The sequence below is a fragment of the Algibacter amylolyticus genome (assembly GCF_014202225.1).
GTDB lineage: Bacteria > Bacteroidota > Bacteroidia > Flavobacteriales > Flavobacteriaceae > Algibacter_B > Algibacter_B amylolyticus.
In genome coordinates, this window is the sequence record NZ_JACHGE010000001.1 from 481,579 (window position 1) to 506,956 (window position 25,378).

General features: G+C 32.3%; 25 protein-coding genes. 14 read left to right on the forward strand and 11 right to left on the reverse strand.

Annotation, left to right across the window (positions count from 1 at the left end; translation table 11 throughout):
- Positions 1-171: 171 nt before the first annotated feature.
- Entirely contained in the window at positions 172-2,769 is a 2,598-nt protein-coding gene (locus HNQ90_RS02095) for a phosphoenolpyruvate carboxylase (RefSeq protein WP_144114996.1), read from the reverse strand.
- A 284-nt stretch (positions 2,770-3,053) separates the two neighbouring features.
- Between HNQ90_RS02095 and HNQ90_RS02100 the strand changes: the two genes are divergently transcribed.
- Positions 3,054-4,859, forward strand: a complete 1,806-nt coding sequence (locus tag HNQ90_RS02100; protein WP_144114997.1) for a hypothetical protein — start codon at positions 3,054-3,056, stop codon at positions 4,857-4,859.
- A gap of 25 nt (positions 4,860-4,884) precedes the next feature.
- Here HNQ90_RS02100 and HNQ90_RS02105 read toward each other — a convergent pair whose 3' ends face one another.
- On the reverse strand, positions 4,885-7,275 hold the full coding sequence (locus HNQ90_RS02105; protein WP_144114998.1) for a hybrid sensor histidine kinase/response regulator: 2,391 nt from the start codon (positions 7,273-7,275) through the stop codon (positions 4,885-4,887).
- Positions 7,276-7,422: 147 nt separating this feature from the next.
- A complete protein-coding gene (locus tag HNQ90_RS02110; protein WP_144114999.1) occupies positions 7,423-7,755 on the reverse strand; it encodes a single-stranded DNA-binding protein in 333 nt (110 codons plus the stop codon).
- 220 nt (positions 7,756-7,975) lie between these two features.
- Between HNQ90_RS02110 and HNQ90_RS02115 the strand changes: the two genes are divergently transcribed.
- Together HNQ90_RS02115 and HNQ90_RS02120 are read left to right on the forward strand one after the other, a co-directional pair.
- On the forward strand, positions 7,976-8,323 hold the full coding sequence (locus tag HNQ90_RS02115) for a hypothetical protein (protein WP_092853875.1): 348 nt from the start codon (positions 7,976-7,978) through the stop codon (positions 8,321-8,323).
- Between the two features lie 67 nt (positions 8,324-8,390).
- A complete protein-coding gene (locus tag HNQ90_RS02120) occupies positions 8,391-9,083 on the forward strand; it encodes a hypothetical protein (protein WP_144115000.1) in 693 nt (230 codons plus the stop codon).
- A gap of 86 nt (positions 9,084-9,169) precedes the next feature.
- Here the strand turns inward: HNQ90_RS02120 and HNQ90_RS02125 are convergent, their stop codons facing one another.
- Both HNQ90_RS02125 and HNQ90_RS02130 read right to left on the reverse strand, forming a co-directional pair.
- Complete coding sequence (locus tag HNQ90_RS02125) at positions 9,170-9,637, reverse strand: CBS domain-containing protein (protein WP_092853879.1); 468 nt, start codon at positions 9,635-9,637, stop codon at positions 9,170-9,172.
- A 204-nt stretch (positions 9,638-9,841) separates the two neighbouring features.
- Positions 9,842-10,360 carry a hypothetical protein gene (locus HNQ90_RS02130; protein ID WP_144115001.1) on the reverse strand — a complete coding sequence of 173 codons (519 nt, stop codon included), beginning with the start codon at positions 10,358-10,360 and terminating at the stop codon, positions 9,842-9,844.
- 235 nt (positions 10,361-10,595) lie between these two features.
- Here HNQ90_RS02130 and HNQ90_RS02135 point away from each other — a divergent pair, with 235 nt between their 5' ends.
- Both HNQ90_RS02135 and HNQ90_RS02140 read left to right on the forward strand, forming a co-directional pair.
- Positions 10,596-11,186 carry a HupE/UreJ family protein gene (locus tag HNQ90_RS02135; protein ID WP_092853883.1) on the forward strand — a complete coding sequence of 197 codons (591 nt, stop codon included), beginning with the start codon at positions 10,596-10,598 and terminating at the stop codon, positions 11,184-11,186.
- 374 nt (positions 11,187-11,560) lie between these two features.
- Positions 11,561-12,160: an MCP four helix bundle domain-containing protein gene (locus HNQ90_RS02140; protein ID WP_144115002.1), complete on the forward strand. Its 600-nt coding sequence runs from the start codon at positions 11,561-11,563 to the stop codon at positions 12,158-12,160.
- 41 nt (positions 12,161-12,201) lie between these two features.
- Here HNQ90_RS02140 and HNQ90_RS02145 read toward each other — a convergent pair whose 3' ends face one another.
- The 3 genes from HNQ90_RS02145 to HNQ90_RS02155 all read right to left on the reverse strand — a co-directional run bounded on the left by HNQ90_RS02145 (position 12,202) and on the right by HNQ90_RS02155 (position 14,639).
- Positions 12,202-12,720 carry a hypothetical protein gene (locus HNQ90_RS02145; protein ID WP_144115003.1) on the reverse strand — a complete coding sequence of 173 codons (519 nt, stop codon included), beginning with the start codon at positions 12,718-12,720 and terminating at the stop codon, positions 12,202-12,204.
- A 62-nt stretch (positions 12,721-12,782) separates the two neighbouring features.
- Positions 12,783-13,973 carry a GDSL-type esterase/lipase family protein gene (locus tag HNQ90_RS02150; protein WP_172625802.1) on the reverse strand — a complete coding sequence of 397 codons (1,191 nt, stop codon included), beginning with the start codon at positions 13,971-13,973 and terminating at the stop codon, positions 12,783-12,785.
- 246 nt (positions 13,974-14,219) lie between these two features.
- A complete protein-coding gene (locus tag HNQ90_RS02155; protein ID WP_172625803.1) occupies positions 14,220-14,639 on the reverse strand; it encodes a winged helix-turn-helix transcriptional regulator in 420 nt (139 codons plus the stop codon).
- A 95-nt stretch (positions 14,640-14,734) separates the two neighbouring features.
- On the opposite strand from HNQ90_RS02155, the gene HNQ90_RS02160 reads away from it, so the two are divergent.
- The 5 genes from HNQ90_RS02160 to HNQ90_RS02180 all read left to right on the forward strand — a co-directional run bounded on the left by HNQ90_RS02160 (position 14,735) and on the right by HNQ90_RS02180 (position 18,331).
- Complete coding sequence (locus HNQ90_RS02160) at positions 14,735-15,178, forward strand: SRPBCC family protein (protein WP_144115006.1); 444 nt, start codon at positions 14,735-14,737, stop codon at positions 15,176-15,178.
- A 424-nt stretch (positions 15,179-15,602) separates the two neighbouring features.
- On the forward strand, positions 15,603-16,034 hold the full coding sequence (locus HNQ90_RS02165) for a deoxycytidylate deaminase (protein WP_144115007.1): 432 nt from the start codon (positions 15,603-15,605) through the stop codon (positions 16,032-16,034).
- Positions 16,034-17,626, forward strand: coding sequence for a S41 family peptidase (locus HNQ90_RS02170; RefSeq protein WP_144115008.1), 1,593 nt, complete (start codon positions 16,034-16,036; stop codon positions 17,624-17,626). The genes HNQ90_RS02165 and HNQ90_RS02170 overlap by 1 nt, the downstream gene beginning before the upstream one ends.
- Before the next feature lie 168 nt (positions 17,627-17,794).
- Positions 17,795-18,028, forward strand: coding sequence for a type II toxin-antitoxin system ParD family antitoxin (locus HNQ90_RS02175; protein ID WP_144115009.1), 234 nt, complete (start codon positions 17,795-17,797; stop codon positions 18,026-18,028).
- A complete protein-coding gene (locus HNQ90_RS02180; RefSeq protein WP_144115010.1) occupies positions 18,029-18,331 on the forward strand; it encodes a type II toxin-antitoxin system RelE/ParE family toxin in 303 nt (100 codons plus the stop codon).
- Between the two features lie 30 nt (positions 18,332-18,361).
- On the opposite strand, the gene HNQ90_RS02185 is transcribed toward HNQ90_RS02180, so the two are convergent.
- The 3 genes from HNQ90_RS02185 to HNQ90_RS02195 are packed head-to-tail and all read right to left on the reverse strand — an operon-like array spanning position 18,362 to position 19,799.
- Entirely contained in the window at positions 18,362-18,964 is a 603-nt protein-coding gene (locus tag HNQ90_RS02185) for an FAD-dependent oxidoreductase (RefSeq protein WP_144115011.1), read from the reverse strand.
- 1 nt (position 18,965) lies between these two features.
- Positions 18,966-19,169 (reverse strand): hypothetical protein, encoded by a 204-nt coding sequence (locus HNQ90_RS02190; RefSeq protein ID WP_144115012.1) that lies wholly within the window; start codon positions 19,167-19,169, stop codon positions 18,966-18,968.
- Between the two features lie 42 nt (positions 19,170-19,211).
- Complete coding sequence (locus HNQ90_RS02195; RefSeq protein ID WP_144115013.1) at positions 19,212-19,799, reverse strand: MarC family protein; 588 nt, start codon at positions 19,797-19,799, stop codon at positions 19,212-19,214.
- 132 nt (positions 19,800-19,931) lie between these two features.
- Here HNQ90_RS02195 and HNQ90_RS02200 point away from each other — a divergent pair, with 132 nt between their 5' ends.
- From HNQ90_RS02200 to HNQ90_RS02215, 4 genes are all read left to right on the forward strand, one after another.
- Positions 19,932-20,495 carry a DUF3109 family protein gene (locus HNQ90_RS02200; RefSeq protein ID WP_144115014.1) on the forward strand — a complete coding sequence of 188 codons (564 nt, stop codon included), beginning with the start codon at positions 19,932-19,934 and terminating at the stop codon, positions 20,493-20,495.
- Positions 20,496-20,891: 396 nt separating this feature from the next.
- On the forward strand, positions 20,892-22,166 hold the full coding sequence (locus tag HNQ90_RS02205; RefSeq protein WP_144115015.1) for a ribonucleotide-diphosphate reductase subunit beta: 1,275 nt from the start codon (positions 20,892-20,894) through the stop codon (positions 22,164-22,166).
- 3 nt (positions 22,167-22,169) lie between these two features.
- Positions 22,170-23,966, forward strand: coding sequence for a ribonucleoside-diphosphate reductase subunit alpha (locus tag HNQ90_RS02210; RefSeq protein ID WP_144115016.1), 1,797 nt, complete (start codon positions 22,170-22,172; stop codon positions 23,964-23,966).
- 439 nt (positions 23,967-24,405) lie between these two features.
- Positions 24,406-25,356, forward strand: coding sequence for a hypothetical protein (locus HNQ90_RS02215; RefSeq protein WP_144115017.1), 951 nt, complete (start codon positions 24,406-24,408; stop codon positions 25,354-25,356).
- The last annotated feature ends 22 nt before the right edge of the window (positions 25,357-25,378 follow it).

The following is a 25,378-nucleotide window of genomic DNA, read 5'->3' on the forward strand; positions in this document are numbered from 1 at the left end:
TGGGGTTTTCTGTTTTAATCTATTGAGGTGCTTATAAAGCCCTAGTGTTTTAGGTAATCTGCTAGCCAGAAGGTAAGTCAGCCTGCTTTTAATACTTGGAATTTAGGGTATAAAAATAGCCTCCGTTTTTATAACGAAGGCTTTGGTTTTAATCTATAATGTAAAGCTTTTTTAAGCTGAATTTCTACTGGCGTTAATATTACCAAATAATGATCGTGTTACGATTTTCTCGTAAATTAACTTGTCTGGATCATCGGCAGCTACACCGGCTTTTTCTAACTCTTGAAGCTTTTTAAGCGCAAACTGTTGTATGGTAAGTAATGGTAATACAATAGATTCTCTAACTTGTATAGAGGCTCTTCCCGAAGGTTCGTTTTCCATTAACTCGCTATAACCTGTAAGTTTTAATAATAGGCGTTTGGTAGTTAAATATTCCTCATGAATAATGTTCCAGAAACCTCCAAACTCTTCGTCTTTAGACATGTATTTTGTTAAATCGAAGAATGACTTGGTTAAAGACATCATACTGTTTTCTAACAATGTTCTGAAGAATTTAGAGTTGTGATATAGTTGTTCTACTTTATCGAACTCTCCATTTTCTTCGTATTTTTTAAGTGCTGTACCAACACCGTAAAAACCTGGAACGTTTTGTTTTAATTGACTCCAAGACCCTACAAAAGGAATGGCTCTTAAATCTGAAAACACCAACTTATCTGATGTGCCACGTTTTGATGGTCTACTACCAATGTTTGTTTTAGCATAGAATTTTAGAGTACTCATGCGCTCTAAATACGGTATAAACATTGGGTGACCTTTAAAGTCTTTGTAGGTTGTATAACTTGTTTCTGCTAAATCTGTCATAACCGCTCTATCGGCATCGGACATTTTATTTTTAGCGCCATCAATTCTGTTTTTAATACCAGAACTTATAAGTTGCTCTAAGTTAAATTGAGCAGAATCTAAGGTTCCGAAATTAGAACTAATAGTTTGCCCTTGAATGGTAAGTTGTACTTCTTTATCTTCAATTGTTGGTCCTAAAGATGAGTAGAACTGATGTGTTTTTCCACCACCACGTGCAGGAGGTCCACCACGACCATCGAAAAATATGGCAGTAACATCGTATTTTCTAGACATTTCGGTTAGCAACTCTTTGGCTTTGTAAATACCCCAGTTGGCCATTAAATAACCACCATCTTTTGTACCATCAGAGAAACCTAACATAATGTGTTGTTTACTTCCTCTGGCTCTAAGATGTGCCATGTATTCTGGGTTAGTATACAATTGCTCCATAACTCCAGGTGCATTTTCTAAATCTGGAATAGTTTCAAAAAGTGGAGCAACATCTACTGTTAATTGATCTTTAAAAGCAACCATTCTTAACATAGCAAATAATTGCATAACGTTAAGTGCTGTTTGGTTGTTACTAATAATGTATCGGTTTGCACCGCGCTCGCCATTACTTTTTTGAATGTCTTTAATTATGGCAATGGTTTTTAGTGTATTGCAAACCATTTCATCTTCAAAGGCATCTAAGCTCGAAACATCGTCAGTAGCTTTCGATAGGATTTGAATTTGTTCGCTTTCCGATAAATCATGATAATTAGCTGGGAAAGAAGATGTTCCTGTTGCAATTAAACTATCAATAACGGTAGTGAATACATTATGGTGAATTCTACTATCTTGTCTAATATCTAAGGATGCAAAACTGTATCCAAAAAGATGAACTCTATTAATTAGGTTGTTAAGATCGCTAACATATAATGATTGATGTTCTTGCGTAATAACGTCTCTAATACTTAGTAATTCTTTTATGAAATCTTTTGAAGACATGATATCTTCATTGTCTCCATTTTGGTTAGTACTGTAGTTGTAAAATAAAGTTTCTAAACTTATAATACGCTCCTCGACACCTCTAAAAGTTAGTTTCTTTCTTAAGTCTCTTAAGTCTTCATAATATTTTTTATGAATAGACTGTTTCAGTTTTTTAGCAACTTTTAATGTTGTATCTGGTTTTACAAATGGGTTACCATCTCTATCTCCACCTGGCCAGAAGCCAATGTTTACAATTTCGTTATGGCGTTTACCATCATCATAAATACTAGTTTGAATGTAGTTGTAAATCGATCCAAAGGTCTTGTAAAATACGTTTTCTAAATACCAAATTAAACTTTTAGCCTCATCGTAAGGTGTTGGTTTTTGGTGTTTAAAAAATGGTGTTTTTCCTAATTGTCCAAATAAGTTATTTATTTCGGACAAATCATTTTCTTTTATCGCTTTAGTTAAGTTTGTAATAATACCTAAAACCGACCCTGGGTAAAATTGTGTAGGGTGGGCAGTTAATACGATTCTTACTTTAAACTCTTCTAAATATTTTTGTAACTCCTCAAGATTACCTTCGGCAGCTGCAGTACCTTTCAAGTTTCTTAAAGTACCCACACCTTCCATGTTATTTACAATCGGGAAAGCGGCATCTTCAATAGCATCAAATAAAACGACTTGGCGTTCTATGTATTGAATAAACCTGAATAATAAGTTTATTTGACTTTCTTTATTTCGACGTGCCTGGTATTTTTCAAAAAAAGTTTCAACTATTGTGGTTGGATTATCACCTTGTTTAAATCCATTTTCGCAAGTTTCATGAAACAAAGGAAGTAAAACCCCTGTTTTAGTAACTGCATCAAAAGGCAAGGTCATGAATATACTATTGTATATCTGATATTTTGATAAAACACTTTGGTTGAATCTAGTTAATTTTGGCTCTACGGACATATTTCTTCTTTAGTAATTTTCGCTATAAAAATACTAAAGGTTTGGTGAACCACCCAGATGATTCTAAGTTTTGTCAATTATTCCCGATTCGCGATTTCTAATTATGAATAATTAAATAAAATAAGGGATTAGCCCGAATTTTTTTAATTCATACAGCCTAGTTTAGGACAAAAGAGCGATCTTAAAATTAAATTGTATGAAATTGATGTGGTTTAAAGCATGACATAAGTCATATTCCTAGATGAGTCGCTTCTATACCTTTGTTGATTAATTATAAAGTAATTATGAAAAAAACACATTCATTTCATATTCCTGTAATGGGCATTGGGTTTACAATAGATACACCATTAAAAGTAGCACAATACGGTATGGATTCTGTAATTTCTTTGGTAGATGATATTTTACTAGAGAAATTAAGAAAAATGTACAGTGATAAATTTGAGGTTTCTTATCATGAGATTACAGATAAAATTGAAGATTTCAGAGCAAAGCGAATTACAGCTTACCTTAATTTAATTAGTGATTTGGCTGAGCAAAAATTTGAATCGCTAAAAACCATGGCATCAGAGAAAAGCGATGCATTACTAGCTTACGTAAATATGCTCCCGGATACCTCTAAAGCAAAGCAAGAATTTAAGAAACTAACCTCAAATGGTTTTAATGCTTCTGAAATTAAAAAATGGGCGAGCATAAAATTACAAATGGGTAGTATTGATGTAAATATAATGACCAAGGTGGATAAGGATAATTACATTAAAAACGAAAAGCTTGAGGTTAAGTATAACGATGCGCATGCAGCTTTACGTGGTTTTGCTAATAGTAAATTAAGTTCTTCGGTAGTGCTATCGGCAGGAATGAATCCTAGATTATTTGCTTATATGGCTCAGTTTAATGATTTTTTTCCGGATAAAAACGGCCAGTTAAAAAAACGCATTATTTTAAAAGTAAGTGATTATAGATCGGCATTAATACAAGGTAAATTTTTAGCCAAAAAAGGCTTGTGGGTTTCGGAGTATAGAATTGAATCTGGCTTAAATTGTGGCGGACATGCCTTTGCAACCGATGGGTATTTGTTAGGTCCTGTTTTATCTGAATTTAAAGTAAAACGTAAGGAATTACAAGACACTATTGAAGCCGTATGGCATCAAGAATTAATAAATACTAACCGCACAATTCCCGAAAAACGAGCAACCTTTAAGGTTTCCGCGCAAGGTGGTGTAGGAACTGATGAAGAACATACTTTTTTACTTAACCATTACAATTTAGATTCTGTAGGTTGGGGAAGTCCGTTTTTACTAGTTCCAGAAGCTACGACTGTAGATAGTGAAACATTAAATAAATTAGCTAAAGCGAAAGAGGAAGACTTGTATTTAAGCGATATTTCGCCGCTTGGTGTTCCTTTTAATAATTTAAAAAACAACACTAAAGATTTAGAGAAGCAAGCTTTAATAAACAAAGGCAGACCAGGAAGTTCTTGTCCTAAAAAGTTTGTGGCCTTGAATAATGAGTTTAAGGATAAAGGTATGTGTACAGCCTCTAGAGAATATCAATTTAATAAAATTAAAAATTTAGAAAAGCAAAATTTACTACAGGCAGATCACTTAAAACAATACAACAAAATTATCGAGAAATCTTGTACATGTGTAGGTTTAGGCACTTCTGCTTTGTTGGCATATAATTTAGATACTAAGGTTGAAGGTAATGGTGTCTCTATATGTCCAGGGCCTAATATGGCGTATTATGATAAAACCATGAGCCTTGAAAATATTACTGATCATATATACGGCAGAGCGAATATGGTTTCGCGTAGCGACAGACCTAATTTGTTTATTAAAGAGTTGGATATTTATATTGATTATTTAAAGAATAAGATGGAAGATGCTAAATCGTCAATGAGTAAAAAGGAAGAGAAGTATTTAAAAACGTTTTCTGAGAATTTGAAAGCAGGTATATTATACTATCAAGATTTATTTCAAAACGTAAAACATAGTTTTGAAGATATTAGACTAACGGTTTTGAAAAATTTAGAAAATAGCGAGCTTATTCTTAACAAAATTTGCTTTGAGATAACGGAACTGCAAGTAAAATAAGTAGTGTTGTTAGGGCGTTTTGCGCTTAGGCAATTTGTAAATTCATGGACTTGTCGTCGTCGTCGTCCTTATCATTCTGCTTATTAAAATTGCAAGCATTTATGTTTTCGAAAAGTAGCGTTTTATTTATAGGCTTGGTCATGTAAGCATTCATGCCTAAATCTAAAACACGTTTTTTGGTTGCTTCCATAGCATCGGCAGTTACGGCAATAATAGGTGTGGTGTGTATGGTATTTCCTAATTCGCCACTTCTTATAATTTGAGTTGCTTCATAGCCATCCATTATTGGCATTTGTAAATCCATTAAAATAATGTCGTAAACATCCTTTTTTAAGGCTTCAATAGCTTCTTGACCGTTATTAGCAATGGCAAAAGTTATTTGAGAATTGGTGCTTAAAATCTTTTTCATTACCATTTGGTTAAGCTTGTTATCCTCTACAACCAAAATGTGTAATGGTGTTTCGTTTTGTTTGCTCGTTGCTGGAGTTGTTTTTTGTTCAATGCTATATTTTAAGTTTAAATCTATAAAGACATCGGTACCTTTATCTGGTTCGCTTTCAATGGTAATGCTGCCGTTAAATAATTCAACAATATGTTTTACAATAGTTAATCCTAAACCTATACCTCCAAATTCCCTTTTGTGGTTTAGTTTCATTTGGTTAAAACTATCAAACACTTCGTTTTTGTTTGTTTTGTCAATACCAATTCCAGTATCGGAAATTTGGAATGAAAAACGGCATATATCGTTAGGTTGTTTTAAACATTTAAGTTTGAAAAACACATCGCCTTTATCAGTAAATTTAATAGCATTGGATAGTACATTGTTTATTATTTGAACAAATCGATCTGGGTCTGCATTAATATTAGCAGGTATTTCGGAATCCATCTCAAAAGTGTAGTTTAATCCTTTTTTTAGAGCTTCAGCTTTCCAGTTGCTACTAATTTGATTTAGTTTTATGGATGGGTTAAATGTTTGAAAGTTTAACGTTAAAGCTTTGTTTTCAATTTTTTCAAAATCTATAATATCATTAACATTACTTAATAAGCTAAGTGACGCATTTTTAATTATTTGATACGGTTCTCTACTTTTTTTGTCCTTTTGAAATTCTAACTCGTTTTCCGCAACGCCCATAATAGCATTAATGGGAGTACGCAACTCATGACTCATGTTAGACATGAAATACGTTTTTAAAGCACTTATTTCTTGAGATTTTAGTAAAGCTTCTTCTCTCGATTTATCTTTCTCTAAGCGAAGTTGTTTAATTAAGTTGGTCATGGATAACGACAAGAAAATAACCTCGAATCCCGAGCCAAATTTGGCGCTATTTAAAGTGAAAAAGTTATTAGGTAACAAACTTAAATTGTTCATTACAAAACCTAACATACCTACTACAAGGAAAATAATTCCGATGGAAAAAAACGGATCTACTTTAAAACCTTTTACGCGCATGGTTGTTATAGTAGTTAATATAACAATTAAGGTAATTAAGGCCGATAAGTTGGTTAAAGGATATGCAATTTCTATTGTGCTTTTATTAATAAATAAGAATAAAAATATTAAGGCTATTAATCCGTAAAGCACATTAAAAGTTGTCATTAAACCTTTAAAAGTGTTTTTAATTCTTAAAAAGTGTTCGCAATATTTTAGAAAAAATAAATTAGAAAGTAAACCGGCTATTAATACAGAATTACTGTTTAAAAAACCAGCATCTTGTAATATATATTGGTGTATTAAACCATCTAGTGAGGCTTGCATTAAAGCAATAGAAAACACATATAGGCCATAATAGAAAAATGCCAATTCTTTTAAACTGGTGTAAAAAAACAAATAGATTATTCCTGCTAAAAACAGTAAGCCATAAAACAACCCAAGGAATAATTGTTGATTGTAATTTACCATCCAAAACGAAGATTCATCATTTAAAATGAGCGGTAAATTTATAGTTTCGCCATCACTTTTATAATTAATGTAAATGTGTTGTATGTCGTTTGGTGGTAACGTTAATTTGAATATGGTAGATCTGTGTTGTACTTGTTTTTGGCTAAAATCAATATTATCACCATTTAAAAAATGCTGCGTATTACCTTGGCTAATTTGGTATAAATTGACATGATCTGTAATAGGTCTTGCAGTTTTTAGGTAATAGGTGTTGGCTGTTGTGGAGCTGTTTTTAAGTTTAAAACGTACCCAGTAATTATCTGAAGTAAAACCAATACTATGATTGTCCGTTTCAAGTTTGCTGTATTGCAATTCTGAGTTCTCGATAATTTCAGAAATACTAAAATCCAATTTTTCAGCATTTGCAAATTCAGCATATTCATATAACTCACCTGTACTTTCTTGAATATCATAAACATCGTTTTGGGCTAATAGACCAAAACTAAAAATGTAGATAACTATAAGTAAGCGTTTCATATTTGGGGAAATATGAGTCAAACATAGTTAATATTTACGTGAATTTCTATGATTTAGACCTTAAATAGTGTATTTAATCTATAAAATGTGTAGTTCGTCGGTGTTTTTAATGAAATGGGCTGCTTTTATACAGCCCATTTGGTTTAATTACTTCCCTAACATTAGTAATTCGTTACATACAATTTCTGTGATGTAGCGTTTATTACCATCTTTATCATCATACGTTCTAGAGGTTAATTTGCCTTCAATAGCAACTTCTTTACCCTTAGTAATATACTTTTCAATAATTTGTGCAGTCTTTCCCCAGGCAACAATATTATGCCACTGTGTGTCTGTTATTTTTTCACCTTTATTGTTGGTGTAGCTTTCATTTGTAGCAATATTAAATTTAGCTAATGTTTTTCCTGATTCTAGATTGATGATTTCAGGATCGTTTCCTAAGTTGCCAATCAACTGTACTTTGTTTCTAAGTGTGCTCATAATTTTAAATTTACGTGTTAAACAGTTAATACTATCGAGTTCTTATGTTTCGACACTGCAAAGATGAATCGGTTTTAAACTTTTAATCGGTTGGTAAATGTTTGTGTTCGTTTGTAAACGTTTGTAGTCGTTTAAATTGTTTTATTAACTTGTTATACTTGAGGAGTTTGTAAATTAAAATTTTAATTTAAAATGCATATATTTATATAAATTAATTATTATGACTAAAGTTTGTTTAGAATGTAGTGAGAAATTAGTGGGCAGAAGTGATAAAAAATTCTGTAGCGATTATTGCAGAAACGCCTATAACAACACGATTAATAAGGACTCTAAAAATTTAATTAGAAATATAAATAACCGATTGCGAAAAAATTGGAGAATTTTAGAGACCTTAAACCCTAAACAAAAAACCAAAACAACAAGAACTAAATTAATTCAAAACGGATTCGATTTTAATTACTTTACCAGTATTTACACTACCAAGGCAGGCACTATTTATTACTTTGTTTACGATCAAGGGTATTTACCCTTGGATGGCGATTTTTATGCCCTTGTAAAACGGGAGTAAGGCTATGTAACATTCTTAGTTAAAGTATTACTAATACGTGTAATAATAAATCTTTTTAATTTAAAATATGAGTGCACTTTATATTGTTATTATTGCTGTTACCCTTTTTAGCATACTGGCTTATTTAATATATTACTATAGTCCTAAAACCATAATTTTAAGACGTTTAAAAAACTTGCCCAATCAACGTATAGGTAGTTTAAAAACCAAAACATACTCTAAAATTGAAGGCAAAGCATTGCAAATTGATGTGCCATTAATAGCACCATTAAGTAAACGAAAATGCGTGTTTTATAAAATGGTAATACAAAAAAAAGTGCGTTCTGGTAAAAACTCTAGATGGAAAACAATTATTAACGAAGAAAAAATTCAGGATTTTTTTATCGAGAAAACCGGAGAACGTTTGGTGGTGTTGCCAACTACAAACCCTAAAAATTATTACGATTATTTAGTAACCGATAAAACGGCAAGTTCTGGTTTGTTTAAAGAACTTACACCAGAGTTTGAGGCGGTATTGCAATCTTACAACATTAAAAGCGATACGCTATTTGGTTTTAAAAGGCAGTTGCGCTACAAAGAATCTATAGTGGAGGTTGGCGAGCGCATTGTCGTTGCGGGTTATGTAACCTGGGAAAAGTTAGATAATCCTGTAAAAGACTATAACTACTCCAATATAGCAGCAATAAGAGCCAACGGTAAGGATAAAATTTTAATTACCGATAGCCCTTCAGCGCAAAAACCCAAAGCCGGCAGGCTATAAAAATGGCCTTGGTTTACCAGAGTTAAGAAATAAAAAAATCGCCCCAAAAGGCGATTTTAATTTTATATAAAATGTTTTAAAACACGTTATTTCCAGTTTTGTCCTTTTAACTGCATAGCAGCTTTAAGTACATCTTTTTGGCTTATTTGCCCTACTAATTTACCGTTTTCTACAATTGGAAAACGACGTCTGTGTGTTTGCACAAACTTGCTTGCAGCATCAAATATATTCATGTTTCCATCAATAGTATCTACATCTTTGGTTACGTATTTTTCAATGGTTGCATCCTGCATAGGCATATTGTAATAACGGCTTTCACTAATTTGTTTAATACAATCTGTTTCAGAAATTATACCAATCAATTCATGCTTATCGTTAATTACAGGTCCACCAGAAATTCTATTAGTAATTAAAGATTGCATAACACTCTCCACGGTTTGGTCTGGAGTAAATGTTATTAAATCTTTAGTCATATAATCACTTACCGAAAAAGGAATATCATCGGTCGTATTGTTTTGTTGTCTTCTAGCCCCTTGAAAACTCTTTATTGCCATAGTTATAGATTTTAGTAACTCTAAATATAGATATTATTTTTTAGAAATCCTAAAATTGCACCACTAGAGTGTCCTTTAAAACCGTTAAAATAGAATGGCTAAACTTTTAATTTTAAGTAAAATAGCAGTTTTTAGGTAGATGTTTTTATAAAGAAGTGCAACACTAGCGTTTAAAAAAGAGCGTATAAGCAAGCTTAAATAAAACTAAGGTTTTTCAATAACACGCGAGTCAAATTCCACCTTTTTATTCATTTGAAAGTTTAAATTAGAAAACGCTATTAAAAACTCTTTAATACCAGCAATAAGTTCCGCTTTGCTTGTAGTACTAAGGCTATAAAGACTTTCAAGTTTAAGCAATTGGGTTTCCATAACTAAAATTCTAGAGTTTATAGATTCAGCTTTTAAAGCATCAGGAAGATTTTGTTTTAATTCTCTTAAAAGCAGTAAAAGCACTTTTTTATCTTCGGTAAAATAAGTTAAATCGGCTTTTTTTATGTTTGCAACAAGCGTTTCTAACTGTTTATACTCTTGCCAATCTTTAATGGCATCTTCAGTTTTAGAGTCTAAAATATAATCAATATACTTTATTTTCTTTACGTCTTGCTCTGTTATGTCGTGCGTTTTGTTTTGTTCAACGTGTTCGTTTACAGTTTCCTCTGGAGCTTTTTTACAACCAGAAAATGACAACAAAAAACATAAAAGGGCAAGAGTTTTAATACGCATTAGGCTTTATTTAAGTATTCTACAAATATAAATTAATAAACAAAATAGAAAGTAAAAACACTTAAGTAAACCTGTATTTAATTTTTGGCATTCACTTTTCTTTATTTGTATATTTGAAAACACTAAGTTAACCTTAAAAAAAAGTTTAATTACCTACTGCATCCCAAAAGCAATAAAGTAGCTATAAGTACTGTTTTAAAGTTATACAAAGTGTTCACCCTAAATCCTAATTAGTATGTTTCAAAATTTTTGGTTTAATGTAGAGTACGGTATAAACCATGTACTAGATATAAATGCCTACGATCACGTTTTATTCCTTATCGTATTAACAGTGCCGTATATGTTTAAGGACTGGAAGCGGGTATTTCTACTCGTATCCATGTTTACACTTGGCCATACGCTATCGCTTGTATTATCGGCTTATAATGTAGTACGAGTAAATGCTAGCGTTGTAGAGTTTCTTATACCCATAACTATTATGGTTGTTGCGCTATTTAACGTATTTACATCGGGTAAAGGTGCACAACGCGAAAAAGTAGGCGTACTATTTTTATCCACCCTGTTTTTTGGATTAATACACGGATTGGGCTTTGCGCGCGAATTTCAAATGCTGTTAGGCGATAGCGATAATAAGCTTGTTTTACTTCTAGAATTTGCTTTAGGTATAGAAATAGCACAAATAATAATTGTATTTCTAGTGCTCTTTTTAGGCTATATTGTGCAAACTATATTCAGGTTTTCAAAACGCGATTGGATCATGGTAATATCTGCCATTGTAGTAGGTTTGGTTATCCCAATGATTTTAAACAGCGATTTTTTAAAGTAACCCGTTCTTATTTAAAAACCCTGTAATACGATAATTTTCTTGGGCGTTACCACCAGGGTCGGGCTTTCACTACTCGCTCCCTCCTAAGGTCGGGGAGCTCAAACATGCCGTTCAATCCCTAACGCGGGTTGCTTTGTGTACTTTTGGTTTAAACTCAAATCCAGTCCTTCTTTAAATAAGTTTATTTAATTTTTACCTTAAAAAAGGTAGCGCAAAATATAGCCAACCACAGAATGTTAGATTTTAATGCTTCAACTGTCATTTGTTATTAAATTAACCAAAAACAGGTGTTTTCTAGTTAGTAAACGCCCCGCACATTATGCACCGTTTTTTATATATTTGTTAATCGTTTTAGACCTTAAAAACCTATTAATATGGCCTTTTACAATAAAATAAAGTGGATACTCGGAATTTTAATGATTTTTGTTTTAATCATTGCTACCAATTTAATTGACAAGAATAATTTTGTTCGCGTTCGAGATGCTGTGGTTACCATTTATGAAGATAGGTTAATTGCTAACGATTTAATTTTTGAAATGGCAAAGTCGGTTCACCAAAAAGAGTTAGCGGTGTTGGTATTAGACTCTACTTTTTTTAAAAGTAAAAATGCGAAGGTTAACATTAACTTAAAAGCTTTAGTGTCTAGATTCGAAGACACCAAATTAACCTTAAAAGAGGCCAACGTATTTAAAGATTTAAAAAGTAATATTGAGGGGTTGGTAGCTGCCGAAAATCAATTTTTAAATTCTAATTTCACTAATAAAGCACCAGTTATTGGACATATTGAAAATTTAAAAGCTAACCTAGACGATTTATCTAAAATCCAACTTAATGAAGGTAGCAGGCAAATGTCTATTAGTAAACGCGCGCTAGATACCGTAGAATTGTTTACCCAAATTGAGATTTACATACTAGTGTTTTTAGCTATTTTAATTCAAATTATAGTAATGTATAAACCAAAAGAAAAGGCTTAGGTCTATGCTTGTTTGTTTTAGGGAAATAGGGTAAAACGTTTTTAATTTTCTGTATTGTAAGCTTCGTAACTTTTAATTATTTGAAATTCGCCACAAGCCTTCATGTCTTTTATCAGCCCTGTTTTGTTATAATGCATTTTAAACTTTTCTGGTACAATTTTATTTATTATTTCAATGGCAGGACTTAACTCTTTATGATAATAGTTTTGTAGACTTACATGTTTAGATTTTCCATTTTTAGTAAATCGGAATGATTTAATATCTCCGTCTTCAATACAACTGTTGGAGTACATAACATTAAGGTTGTCAATATTTATGTTGGATAATTGTCGGATTTTGTTTTGTGGTAATTTGGTTGTGGAGAAGAGAACACTATCTTTTTCATTTTTCAAGTCTCCTTGAAATGTTATAGTCAGATTATTGTTTGAGAGGATATAGAGAATAGAATATGCAAGGGAATAATTGTGGTCTGTAATTGATAATTCAAATGTTTCAATAGGTTTGTTATTACACGAAACGGTAATAATTAAAACGAATATCAATTTGAATGCTTTTTTCATTTGTTTTTAAAGGTTTTGTATGCTGAGATTTTACAAAGGAAATCAGGTGAAATAAGTTTGTTTTACTCAATTCCCGTAAATAAGTCTAAGTCCACCGATTTACCTAAAAGGACATAGCCATCAACATTAGGGTGCAACCAATCATTCGAATATTTTTCCAAGAGCTTTTCTGTGTCATTCGGGTCACGTATGGCTTTGTCGAAATCGATGCAGACATCAAAATTTCCTGGTGTCCTAATCCAAGCATTTACTTCATTTCGAACAACTTCATGAGCTGCCGAATAATGGCCACTGCCTTTAAAAGGTGTTATTGTAGCACCATAAACTTTAATGTTTTTTGCATGGGCATCTTTAATGATTGTTTTGTATGCATCAACAATAGAATTTGCAGAGGCATTAGAATAAATATCGTTGGTGCCATAAAAAATAATAATATAGCGCAAACCAGATTGCGCTAATAGATCGTCCTTGTAGCGGTTAATTCCAGAATTTCTTATTAAGGAACCTCCTATGCCTAAGTTTAAAACCCCAACATTCTTGGTGCGAGTATCATTTAACAACTGTTCAGAAAAAAAATCTGTCCAGCGATTTTGTAAACCACCGTGTAATCCAAAACCATCGGTTATAGAGTTTCCAAGTACACCTACACAACTTGCAGAGTCAGGACCTAAAACGTCTATTGTGTTAATGTGAAACCAGTGCTCAGTTATTGTTGCTCCACTAAAAGAAGCTGAAGAAGAGTGGTCGCCTTTAAGAATATACGAATCGGTTCTAGATGCTACATGACTAGTAATGTCTGCTGAAGATGCTGCTTCACCATAATAAATGGTTATTGCTACACGCATACTTGGGGTTAAAGGAAATGCAATAGCATCTGAAATAACTGAAGAAAAAGGATCGATTGTTATAGACGAACTTCCATTGAATTTAAGAGGGGTAATTGTGGCCGCATTAATAGTGCTACCACCTTCTGAAACTGCAATATTTACAGCGTTCATGGTAACAGGTGTTGCGCATGTTTTGTTGTTAAGCTTAATGCGTAAAGTGTCTCCGCCAATTGATACTCTTACCACTTGGCGTAAAGTATTATTTGCTAGAAAGGGAGCGGGAGGTGTGTTTTTTGAGCCTGCCGCATAAGGCGCACAACTCCAGCTTCCAACCCATTTATCAAATTGAGTTTCGTTAGAAGTTTGACAAACGGAAACCGTATTTGTAGCAAGAATTAAAATTATGGTGAGAAAAATCTTTTTCATATTTGGTTTGTTTTTAGCTGAAAGCATATTTTTATATGCATTGCAACGCATGTCAAATCTACTAAATTTTAGTTCTTGTAAAATTCTTCGACTGTAAAGCATAAGCGGAAGATTTTGTACGGGGAATGACTGCCACGGTTACGTATAAGAATAGTGCGGTTTTGTGTGCGAGGATTTTCCGCAGGAAAATCAGAAGCTAGCAAAAGCGCACTAACCTTTGATTAAGCACTAAACTACGCATTATTTTTATATAATGTTGTGGGTAGTTTTTATTCGGTCAACTATTTCCGATGTCACTTTATTAAAATTAGAATTCACTTCATTTTTAAATTCACTATTAGCATTATTTCCGTCAATATTGTTTGCTCCCCATTTATAAATTTCAATAACAATCGGAATTAAATCAATTCCTTTTTCTGTTAACGAATACAGATATGAAGATTTATTATTCCTATCAACTTCTTTTTTTACAATATCATTTTCAAGTAGTTTATTTAATCGGTCAGCAAGAATATTTGTAGATATTTTTTCAACTGTTACTAACTCGTTAAAGTGTCTGTTGTTAAAGAAAATAAAATCTCTTAAAATTAGTAAAGTCCATTTGTCTCCAAAAATGTCAAGCGATAAGCTAATTGGACAGTCCGACCTTCTTTCAATCTGTTTCATATGCAAATATATAAAAATGCACTTGTAAAATAAAAGTACTTTCATATATTTGTACTTGTAATTCGCAAGCACTATTAATATTTTAAAATTAAATTATGTCTTACACAACAATGGTTTCGATTAATGGAACTACACAACAAGTATTCAATGCTATTTCACAACACGTCCAAAAATGGTGGGGAAATACAGATAATTCAGTTTCTTCAGTTGGTGATGAATTCACAACAAGTTTTGATAGTACTTATTGGAAGTTTAAAATCTCCGAATTTGAACCTAATAGAAAAATAGTATGGAAGTGTACTGAGGCTAAACATATTCACAATGGTTATGAAGGAATTGAAAAAGAGTGGGAAGGAACTTTTGTTGAATGGGTTTTGGAAGATAATGGTCAAAACTCAACAATTCTAAATTTCGCACATAATGGATTAGTTCCCGAGTTAAACTGTTATGAGATTTGTTTTCCTGCTTGGGAAAGATTTGTAACTCAAAGTTTAAAGAGTTTTGTTGAAACTGGAACTGGAATGCCTCATCTTTCTTAAATTACCCACAACACCTCATAAAGTTACTATTATATTCTATAAACCGTAAATAAATCTAGATATAGTAAGTTTTTATCGTTGTTATGCTGTAAATATAATTTTTATGATAAAGTATTTCAATGCTGTTTAATTTATAACTTAAGCTCATTTTAATAAATTAAATAATAAACTTTCGTAAAACTTTAACGCTATGGCATTGTAAATAAAACACATACTAACTATATTCGTTATACATACTGCGTTAAGGATAGAAGCGGCATCCTTTTTTATGTTAGTTCGAGTATTTCGAGTTTTTTTTAAAATAGAAATATATCGAGAACCATAAAAAAGATATAGCGGATAGCCTGACCTTTTACTAACCTAAAAAGTTTAATTTTATGGCGTTTTATAAAAGTAAAAGGTAACGCCCAAATAATTAAAATTAATGCCAAATAATAAACAACTTAAGTACGATAAGGCTTATTTAAGAATTGCACAAGAGTGGGGTAAATTATCGTATTGCAAGCGCAGGCAGGTTGGTGCCATAATAGTTAAAGATAGAATGATAATTTCTGATGGTTACAACGGTACACCATCGGGTTTCGAGAATTTTTGTGAGGACGATGAGGGTTACACAAAATGGTACGTTTTACATGCCGAGGCTAATGCTATTTTAAAGGTTGCGGCATCCACACAATCGGCCAAAGGTGCGACGCTTTATATAACTATGTCGCCCTGTAAGGAATGCAGTAAATTAATCCATCAGGCTGGTGTGGTAAAAGTAGTGTATCATGAGGCTTATAAGGACGATTCTGGATTGCAGTTTTTAGCAAAAGCAGGTATAGAAATAGAGCAAATAGAAGATTTAAAAGCATAATGTCGAATCAAAAAAAATATTTACCATTAATTATTGGTGTTGCTATTGCGGCAGGCATTTTTATAGGCGGAAAGTTAGATTTTAACGACTCGTCCGATAGGTTGTTTTCTACAAATAGCAAAAAAGACAAGCTAAATAGGCTTATTGATTATATTGAATACGACTATGTAGATGATATTAATACCGATAGCATAGTAGATGTTACGGTTAATGGAATTCTAGAAAATTTAGATCCGCATTCGGTATATATTCCAAAAGAGGATATGGCTCGTGTAGCCGAAGAAATGAAAGGCGATTTTGTTGGTATTGGTGTTAGTTTTTACACTTATAAAGATACCATTGCTGTTATTCGTGCTATTGAAAACGGACCAAGTGCTAAAGCGGGTATTTTAGGTGGCGACAGAATTGTTATGGCCGATGGCGACTCGTTATACGGTAAAAATATTGCCGATGGCGAAATTATTAAAAAATTAAAAGGTGCAAAAAACTCTAAGGTTAAACTTAAAGTGTACCGACGTGGCGAGCCAGAATTACTAGAGTTTACCATTAAAAGAGGCGAAATACCTATTAAAAGTGTGGATGCTGCTTATATGCTAACCGAAAAATTAGGCTATATAAAAATTAATCGTTTTGCAGAATCTACGTATAAAGAATTTAAAGCCGGTATCGAGAAATTAGAGGCTCTTGGTGCTACCGAAATTGCTTTAGATTTACGCAATAACCCTGGTGGCTTTTTGGGTATTGCCGAAAAAATTGTAGATGAGTTTCTAGAGGATGATAAGCTTATTTTGTTTACCAAGAATAAGCGTGGTGATATTGAGGAGAGTTTTGCAACCAGTAAAGGCGATTTTGAAGATGGTAAGGTGTATGTGTTAATTGATGAAAACTCTGCATCTGCTAGCGAAATTGTTGCTGGTGCACTACAAGATAACGACAAAGGTACTATTGTTGGTCGACGCTCTTACGGCAAGGGTTTAGTGCAGCGCGAAATGGATTTAGGCGATGGTAGTGCGGTGCGTTTAACCGTGTCGCGTTATTATACACCAACGGGAAGGTCTATACAAAGGCCATACGACCATGGTAATAAAGATTATTACGATGAGTATTTTGAGCGTTTAGATAGTGGCGAACTACTGGAAGCCGAAAATATTAAAGTAGACGATTCGTTAAAATTTACCACACCAAAAGGCAAGATTGTGTACGGCGGCGGTGGTATTATTCCAGATGTTTTTGTGCCTATTGATAAAAGTATGCAAAACGAAACCTTATCATTTTTACAGCGTCGAGGGTTTTTTGGCAATTTTGTTTTTGAAGAGTTAGAAAAAGACAGACACCTTTATGATAATGTGTTGAGACAAGATTTTATTGATTCGTTTGAAATTGGAGACGATTTAGTATTCGCTTTTCAAGATTACTTAAACCTACGTACCGATTCTAAAATTACCTTTGTGGCTTACCACGATGAGGTTAAACAGTATATTAAAGCTACACTTGCCGACCAACTTTTTGGGTCTGGTGCCTTCGAGGAGGTTTATAACCAACGCGATATTATGATTGATGAGGTTATAAAGTTGAGTGACGAGAATGAATAAATTCCTGCGCAGGCAGGAATCTCACAAATTATATCTTAAACCTTATCATGTTTACTATCATTCCATAGCGTTAAAATATGCGTTGCCACATGTGTATCATGTTTTTTAATATCCATATTTGCTAAATACGGACATAACCTTTATATTTGATGTATAAATTATATAGCAATGAACGTAAGTTTAACAAAAAAGCAACAAGCATATATTGCAGAACAAATTGAGTCTGGCGATTTTCAAAATGCAAGCGAATTAGTTCGTGACGCTTTACGATTACATGAAGTATATAGGCACCGAGTGATTACAGATTTAAAAGCTGAAATTGAAAAAGGATGGTCTGGGGCAACAAGTAACCGAAATGTAAAAGATATTATTGCAAGCAAGCGAAGCAATAAAGTCGGCTAAATGTTTAAAAAAATAAAAGATTACAAATTATCTGCGGAATCAGATTTTGATCTTGAAGCTATTTTTAATTATACTGAATATAATCATGGCTTTAATCAAGCAGTAAAATATCTTATGGATTTAGATATGGTTTTTGAACAATTAGTATTAAATCCAGAATTAGGACGTAAACGCAATGAATTAAAACGTGGTTTGTTTAGTATTTCGGAACAAGAACATACTATTTTCTATAGGATTATGGAAAATCATATTAGAATAGTAAGGGTGCTTCATGGAAGTAAAGATTTGCCAAAACATTTTTAACCTTAGTTTCTGTAGGCTTTTATAAGGTAATTAAACCTTATCATGCACCTTAGCATGTTTACCACCATTCCAGAGAGTTAAAATATCGGTTGCCACATGCGCACCACTTCCAGATGCTATGGCAAATTGGCTACGCCATCCAGCTAAAGTACCCGCAACATATAAATTAGGTTCAATTAAATGGTCTGCGTTTTTTAACCATATACGGTCTTTTTCTATAGCTGCTCTTGGGTGTGGTTCAATGTACTGTTCTAAACCTTCTATATTTGTTAAGCTAGTATAACCAACAGTAATAACTACAATTTTAGATGTATAGGTGCTTTTGTTAGTGGTTACCTCAAAACCATCATTTTGTTTTAATATTTTTAAAACCTTTTCATTATCAATTTGCTCAATATGTGAATACAAATCCGAAAGCTGTTTTTTACCACTTTCTAGAATAGAAGCGCCAGTGGTTCCAGGAGTTAATCCTAAAACATTATTAAACAATGCGGTTTGTAAATGCGATGTTTTTTGGTGAGTAATAATGCCAATAGTTTTATCTGAGGCATAGGCTCTTGATTGTGCAGAGCCAATAACTAAGGCACAAGATAAACCTGCTGCTCCACCACCAATTATTAAAGCATCGTACATATTATTTACCCGTTTTTACTTTTTGTTCTATACGCTTTGAAATCCTTAAAATAGCCATCATAACAATAACACATAAAGAGGCTACAATAGTTATTAATGCAACTATGCTTTCATCTTTAAAAGGCGCGTTAAAATCAATTTGAGTTACATTAAAAATAATTAAACCCAAGGCAATTATACTAAGTATTATGGTGAAAATTTTCATCTATTTAAATTTTAATATCGTTTTTATAACCTAGTGTTTTTTTTAAACAATGTCAAACAAAGCTTTAATGTTGTGTGCAAATAATTTTACTGCAATAGCTAATAAAACAACGCCAAAAACTTTCCTAATAATATTAATACCATTGGCTCCTAAAAAACGCTCAATTTTTGCCGATGTTTTAAGTACAATATAAATAATTATAACATTTAATAAAACAGCAACAATAATATTCTCTATGTAATACTCGGCTCTTAAAGATAATAAGGTAGTTAAACTACCGGGTCCTGCAATTAGCGGGAATGCTAAAGGAAAAACTGCTGTTGTCATGGATGCGTTTTCATCCTGTTTGTATAGTGTAATACCAAGAATCATTTCTAGGGCAATAAAAAATAATATAAATGCACCTGCAACTGCAAACGAGTTAACATCTATACCAATTAGGTTTAATATGCTTTTTCCTAAAAACAGAAAAATGATTAAAATGGCTCCGGCTATTAAGGAGGCTTTTTCACTTTGTATATGTCCGGCTTTTTTTCTTAAATCAATTACAATAGGAACATTCCCAATAATATCTATTACGGCAAATAGTACCATAAAAACTGTAAATATTTCTTTAAAATTAAATTGCATGACGTGTTAATTTAAATTTTTAAAAGTTTCGCAGATTTTTGCGTTTTTAAATTTCTTCAAAAGTAGATTAATATCTTAATTAAATAAACCCAAAGTTTAACTATTTTTGTCATCTACAAGATAAAAACATTTATGTTTCAATTAGGCAAAACTATTGTTTCTGAGGATATTATAGAAAAGGACTTTGTGTGTAATATATCGGCATGTAAAGGCGCGTGTTGTATTGACGGCGATGCTGGTGCACCTCTTGAAGCAGACGAAGCGAAGATACTAGACGATATTTATCCAAAGGTAAAACCGTTTTTAAGACAAGAAGGTATAGACGCTATTGAGGCGCAAGGTACTTATGTTACTACCGAGGATGGCGAACTAGAAACCCCTTTAATTAATGGTGCAGATTGTGCATACGTTATTTTTGATGAAAAAAAGGTAGCGCTTTGTGCTATAGAGGAAGCTTATAACCAAGGAGAAGTTACCTGGAAAAAACCAGTTTCATGTCATTTGTACCCAATACGCGTTCAAGAATATAGTGAGTTTTCTGCAGTCAATTATCATAAATGGCAAATTTGCGACGTAGCATGTACACTAGGTGAAGAATTACAAGTTCCTATCTATAAATTTGTAAAAGAAGCCCTCATAAGAAAGTTTGGTGAGGATTGGTATATGGAACTAGAAAAAGTTGCAAAAAACTATTAAAAACCTTGCTTAACAAGTGTAAAAATAGGCCTTGAAGCACTTGTAAATCTTTTATTTCGTTTTCTTCTGAAAGCCCAGTGAATGGGTTGTAAATTTATGATTATCAATGATTTATATTTTTTAATTTGGAAAACCAATTTTTTTTAGTTTGTTTTTAATTGTTAAAAACTTGTTGAAAAGGTTTCAAAGATTTAGTTAAATCATGTTAATGAATTTACAATCTTTGTTGTGGGTAAAAAACAAAGTATTTTTCAGTTCTAAAGGAAAATAAGTTTTGACACTTTACCCTTTTTTTTGAGGGGAACTAATAGCACATTTTATAGAAATTGCACAAGAGCGTTGGGTAAAGATGCCCAATATTCTAATGGCTGTTTAATATTTTAAATTAAATTTTTTATGGAAATCACACAGATTATAAAAAGGGATTACGAAACCAGTCCTTTTGTTTTAAATAAAATTTCGAACGCCATTGAAAAAGCAATGCTTTCTGTAGGGAATGGTAGTAAAGAAGATGCAAACACAATTTCTGTTAAAGTTTTACAAATCTTATTAGATAGAAAAGGGAAAGACCATAACTATTTACCTACTGTAGAAGAGGTGCAAGATCTTGTTGAAGAAACATTAATGACAAGTTCTTTTCCTGGTGTTGCAAAAGCCTATATCTTATATAGAGATGAGCAAGCTAGAAATAGAAAAACAAATATTTTTGAAAAACGTATAAACTTAAAACCATACGAGTATCCAGAATTAAACGAGTATGTAGATGCTATTAGACACTCGTATTGGATACATTCTGAGTTTAACTTTACAAGTGATATTCAGGATTTTAAAACGAGACTTACTGTTGTAGAGCAAAATGCTATCAAAAACACCATGCTTGCTATTTCGCAAATTGAAGTTGCAGTAAAATCTTTTTGGGGCGAGATTTACAACAAAATGCCAAAACCAGAAATAGGATCGGTAGGTGCAACATTTGCTGAAAGTGAAGTACGTCACCACGATGCTTATTCGCATTTATTAGAAATTTTAGGTCTTAATAACGAATTTAAAAACTTAAAGAAAAAGCCTGTAATAATGAGACGTGTTCATTATTTAGAAACAGCTTTAAAAAACGCAAAAAGTGAAGATAATAAAGAGTATGCAGAGTCTATTTTACTGTTCTCTCTGTTTATCGAGCATGTGTCGTTATTCTCTCAGTTTTTAATTATTATGGCTTTTAATAAGCATAAAAACATGCTTAAAGGGGTTTCAAATGTTGTTGAGGCAACTTCTAAAGAAGAGCAAATACACGGCGATTTTGGAATTGATGTTATTAGAATTATTAAAGCTGAAAACCCAACATGGTTTGATGAGGAACATAACGCTTTAGTAAAGGAACTATGTGAAGAAGCTTTTAAATCTGAAAGTAAACTTGTGGATTGGATTTTTGAAGCCGGAGAATTAGATTTCTTACCTAAAAACGTAATAAACGAATTTATAAAGAACAGATTCAATAACTCGTTAGAGAGTATTGGTATCGATAAAGTATTCGAAATAGACGAATCTTTAGTAGCACAAACCGAATGGTTTGATGACGAAATTATAGGAACTAAACACGGAGATTTCTTCGTAAAACGTTCTATCAATTATAGTAAAAGAACAAAAAGTATAACCAGCGACGACTTATTTTAAACCATGAACGAACACCTTAATCCAGATCTCGAACAAAAAGTGAATACAGAAACAGTAAAAACGTCTAACCACGACGAATTATTAAAAGCTAGAAAAGAAGCTATTAAAGAAGGCAAAGCAGAACCAGAAATAAAATGGTTAACAGAGCATAGTCGTCAATTTTTAGCATCTGGTTATCTTACTGATAATACGACTCCAGAACAACGTATTAGAGAAATTGCTGACAATGCTGAAAAAATCTTGAAAATAGATGGTTTTGCAGATAAGTTTTATGGCTATATGGCAGAGGGTTATTACTCTTTAGCATCGCCAGTTTGGTCTAACTTTGGAAAAAGACGTGGCTTACCAATTAGTTGTTTTGGTTCGCATATCTCTGATGATATGGGAGATATCCTTTATACACAATCTGAGGTTGGGATGATGTCTAAATTAGGAGGTGGTACTTCTGGTTACTTTGGAAAACTTCGTCATAGAGGTGCGCCAGTTAAAAATAATGGTGAATCGTCTGGAGCAGTACACATCATGCAATTGTTCGAGAAAATGGTGGATGTTGTTAGTCAAGGTTCTGTAAGAAGAGGTCGTTTTTCTCCTTATTTACCAATCGATCATAAAGATATTCATGAGTTTTTAGAAATAGGAACAGAAGGTAACCCAATACAAGAATTAACACATGGTGTAACAGTTGGAAACGATTGGATGCAGTCTATGATTGATGGTGATGCCGATAAAAGAGCAATTTGGGCTAAAGTGTTACAACGTAGAGGAGAAATAGGATATCCTTATATTTTCTTTAAGGATAACGCTAATAATGCAGCACCAGATTGTTATAAAGATAACGCACATGAAATTTACGCAAGTAACTTATGTTCAGAAATCATGTTGCCAACAAACGAAAGATGGTCTTTTGTATGTGTATTATCTTCAATAAATGTATTGCATTATGATAAGTGGAAAGATACCGATGCTGTTGAAACTATGGTGTATTTCTTAGATGCTGTTTTAGAAGAGTTTATTACAAAGCTAGAAGCATACAGAGATTCTGATGATCGTGATGATAGACAAACTTTCATGTTTATGGAGAAAGCGTATAACTTCTCTAAAGAAAACAGAGCATTAGGAATGGGAGCATTAGGATGGCACTCGTTACTACAATCTAAAATGGTAGGTTTTGATAGTCAAGAAGCATTTAATTTAAATAGCGAAATCTTTAAAACGATTCAAGATAAATCGGTTAAAGCTTCAGAAGAATTAGCAAAATTATTTGGAGAGCCAGAAGTATTAAAAGGATATGGCAGACGTAACGCAACATTAAATGCTGTTGCGCCAACAACATCTTCAGCATTTATTTTAGGACAAGTTTCTCAAGGTATCGAGCCAATTTGGTCTAACAGTTATGTAAAAGATATTGCGAAAATAAAAACAACTATTAAAAACCCGTATTTATTAGAGCTTTTAAAAGAAAAAGGCATGAATACTGTTGAGGTTTGGAAGAGTATTAGAGATTACGACGGTTCTGTACAACATTTAGAAGGGCTTACGGATCATGAAAAAGATGTGTTTAAAACCTATTCTGAAATTGACCAAATGACAATAATTTATCAGGCGGCAAACAGACAAAACCACATTGACCAAGGACAATCTTTAAACATTATGGTGCATCCAGATATGCCTGTTAAAGATATTAATAAGCTATATGTTAACGCATGGAAACTTGGTGTAAAGTCTTTATACTACCAACACAGTATGAATGCAGCACAAAAATTTAAGCAAAAGAAAGAATGTACTAGCTGCGAAGGGTAATTAGTAAAAACATATCTATTGAAAGTACCTTATTAAATTAAGGTGCTTTTTTTAGCGCTTAATTTGAAAAAAATAAATTAATATAAGATGCTGAAATTTAGCGTTATAAGTGTAATTTTTAAAAAATAAATAAATTTATGTAGCGTATTAGAATGCTGAAGATAAGTACAAAAAAAGGGATAATTAAAAAATTATCCCGCTTGTCAATATTTTATACAATAATTGGATTGGACCCCCTAATTTTGTAAAGAATAATATGAGATGTAAATCTCTTACTTTCTTCTTCAAAGAAACAAAAAAAGTTTCATCCTGACAAGTTAATAATCACTAGTAGATATTGTTAATCAGGAAACCTTAATATTAATAAGGGTTTTCGGAATATTTAAATTATTAACGACTCTTGTTAATAAATATACAAGAGTCAAAATTCTATTTTAAGATGAAATTAATTATTTATCGAGTGGCTCTCTTGAACAAAGCCAATGAAGAACAAGTCTTAAGCCGGTTCAATGGTGAAAATGATTTGTTTACTGTTTGTAATCATTACTATCATTCTTTAAAAAAGAATCGGTTAGATTATATAGACAGTCAGGGAAATAAAAGGGTTTTTTATATAAATTCTGAAATCGATTTTTTAATATCAGAAAGGACTCTGATAACTTATTTTGATTCTGCTTATACAGGAGATGAACCCGAAATAAGAAACGGAAAGACAAATGCCTTGAACTATAAGGTTAGCAATACAGAGTTGATTACTAAAAAGCTATTTTCTTTATTTTATATACCTGAAAATTCAAAATACGGTTATGTGATTTTTGAAAATAAGGCTAAACATGGCGTAAAAGTCATGTTCGAAAGACAGTTACAAGCATTTTTAAAAACCTCAGGTTATATAGATTATAGGGTTGTCTTAACACCTGCATTAAATTACAACTATTTGTCTAATTTTATTAATAATGGTTTGCTTAAGAAAGTACGTTTAATTGTTAATGTTCTTAAGAAGGATATTCAATTAACACTATGGAATGATGTAGATTATTTTTGCACTGATAAGGATATTAGAGAATTTAATTTTAAAAGTAGAAGTCGAAATACTATTCTTAAGGATGAACTATATAATCTTTTCTTTTCGAGGTTAAATAGCTATGATAAAATACATTTTATGAATAAATATGATGTTGATGATATATCATTTGAGATTAATAAGAAGGGAGAGACTAAAACTTTTTATATTAAGGATAGAAGTCGAATGAGATCTATTATAGATGTTTATGATTTATTAGAATATGTAGATAGTGATCCAACTTATAGTTCCATGATTGAAGTTTCGCTAAGTATGATAAAGCAAATAATTGGTTTTAATTCTCTAAATTTTGAGGAGGCAGCTTAAAAAGTGTTTTAATTGAATACCA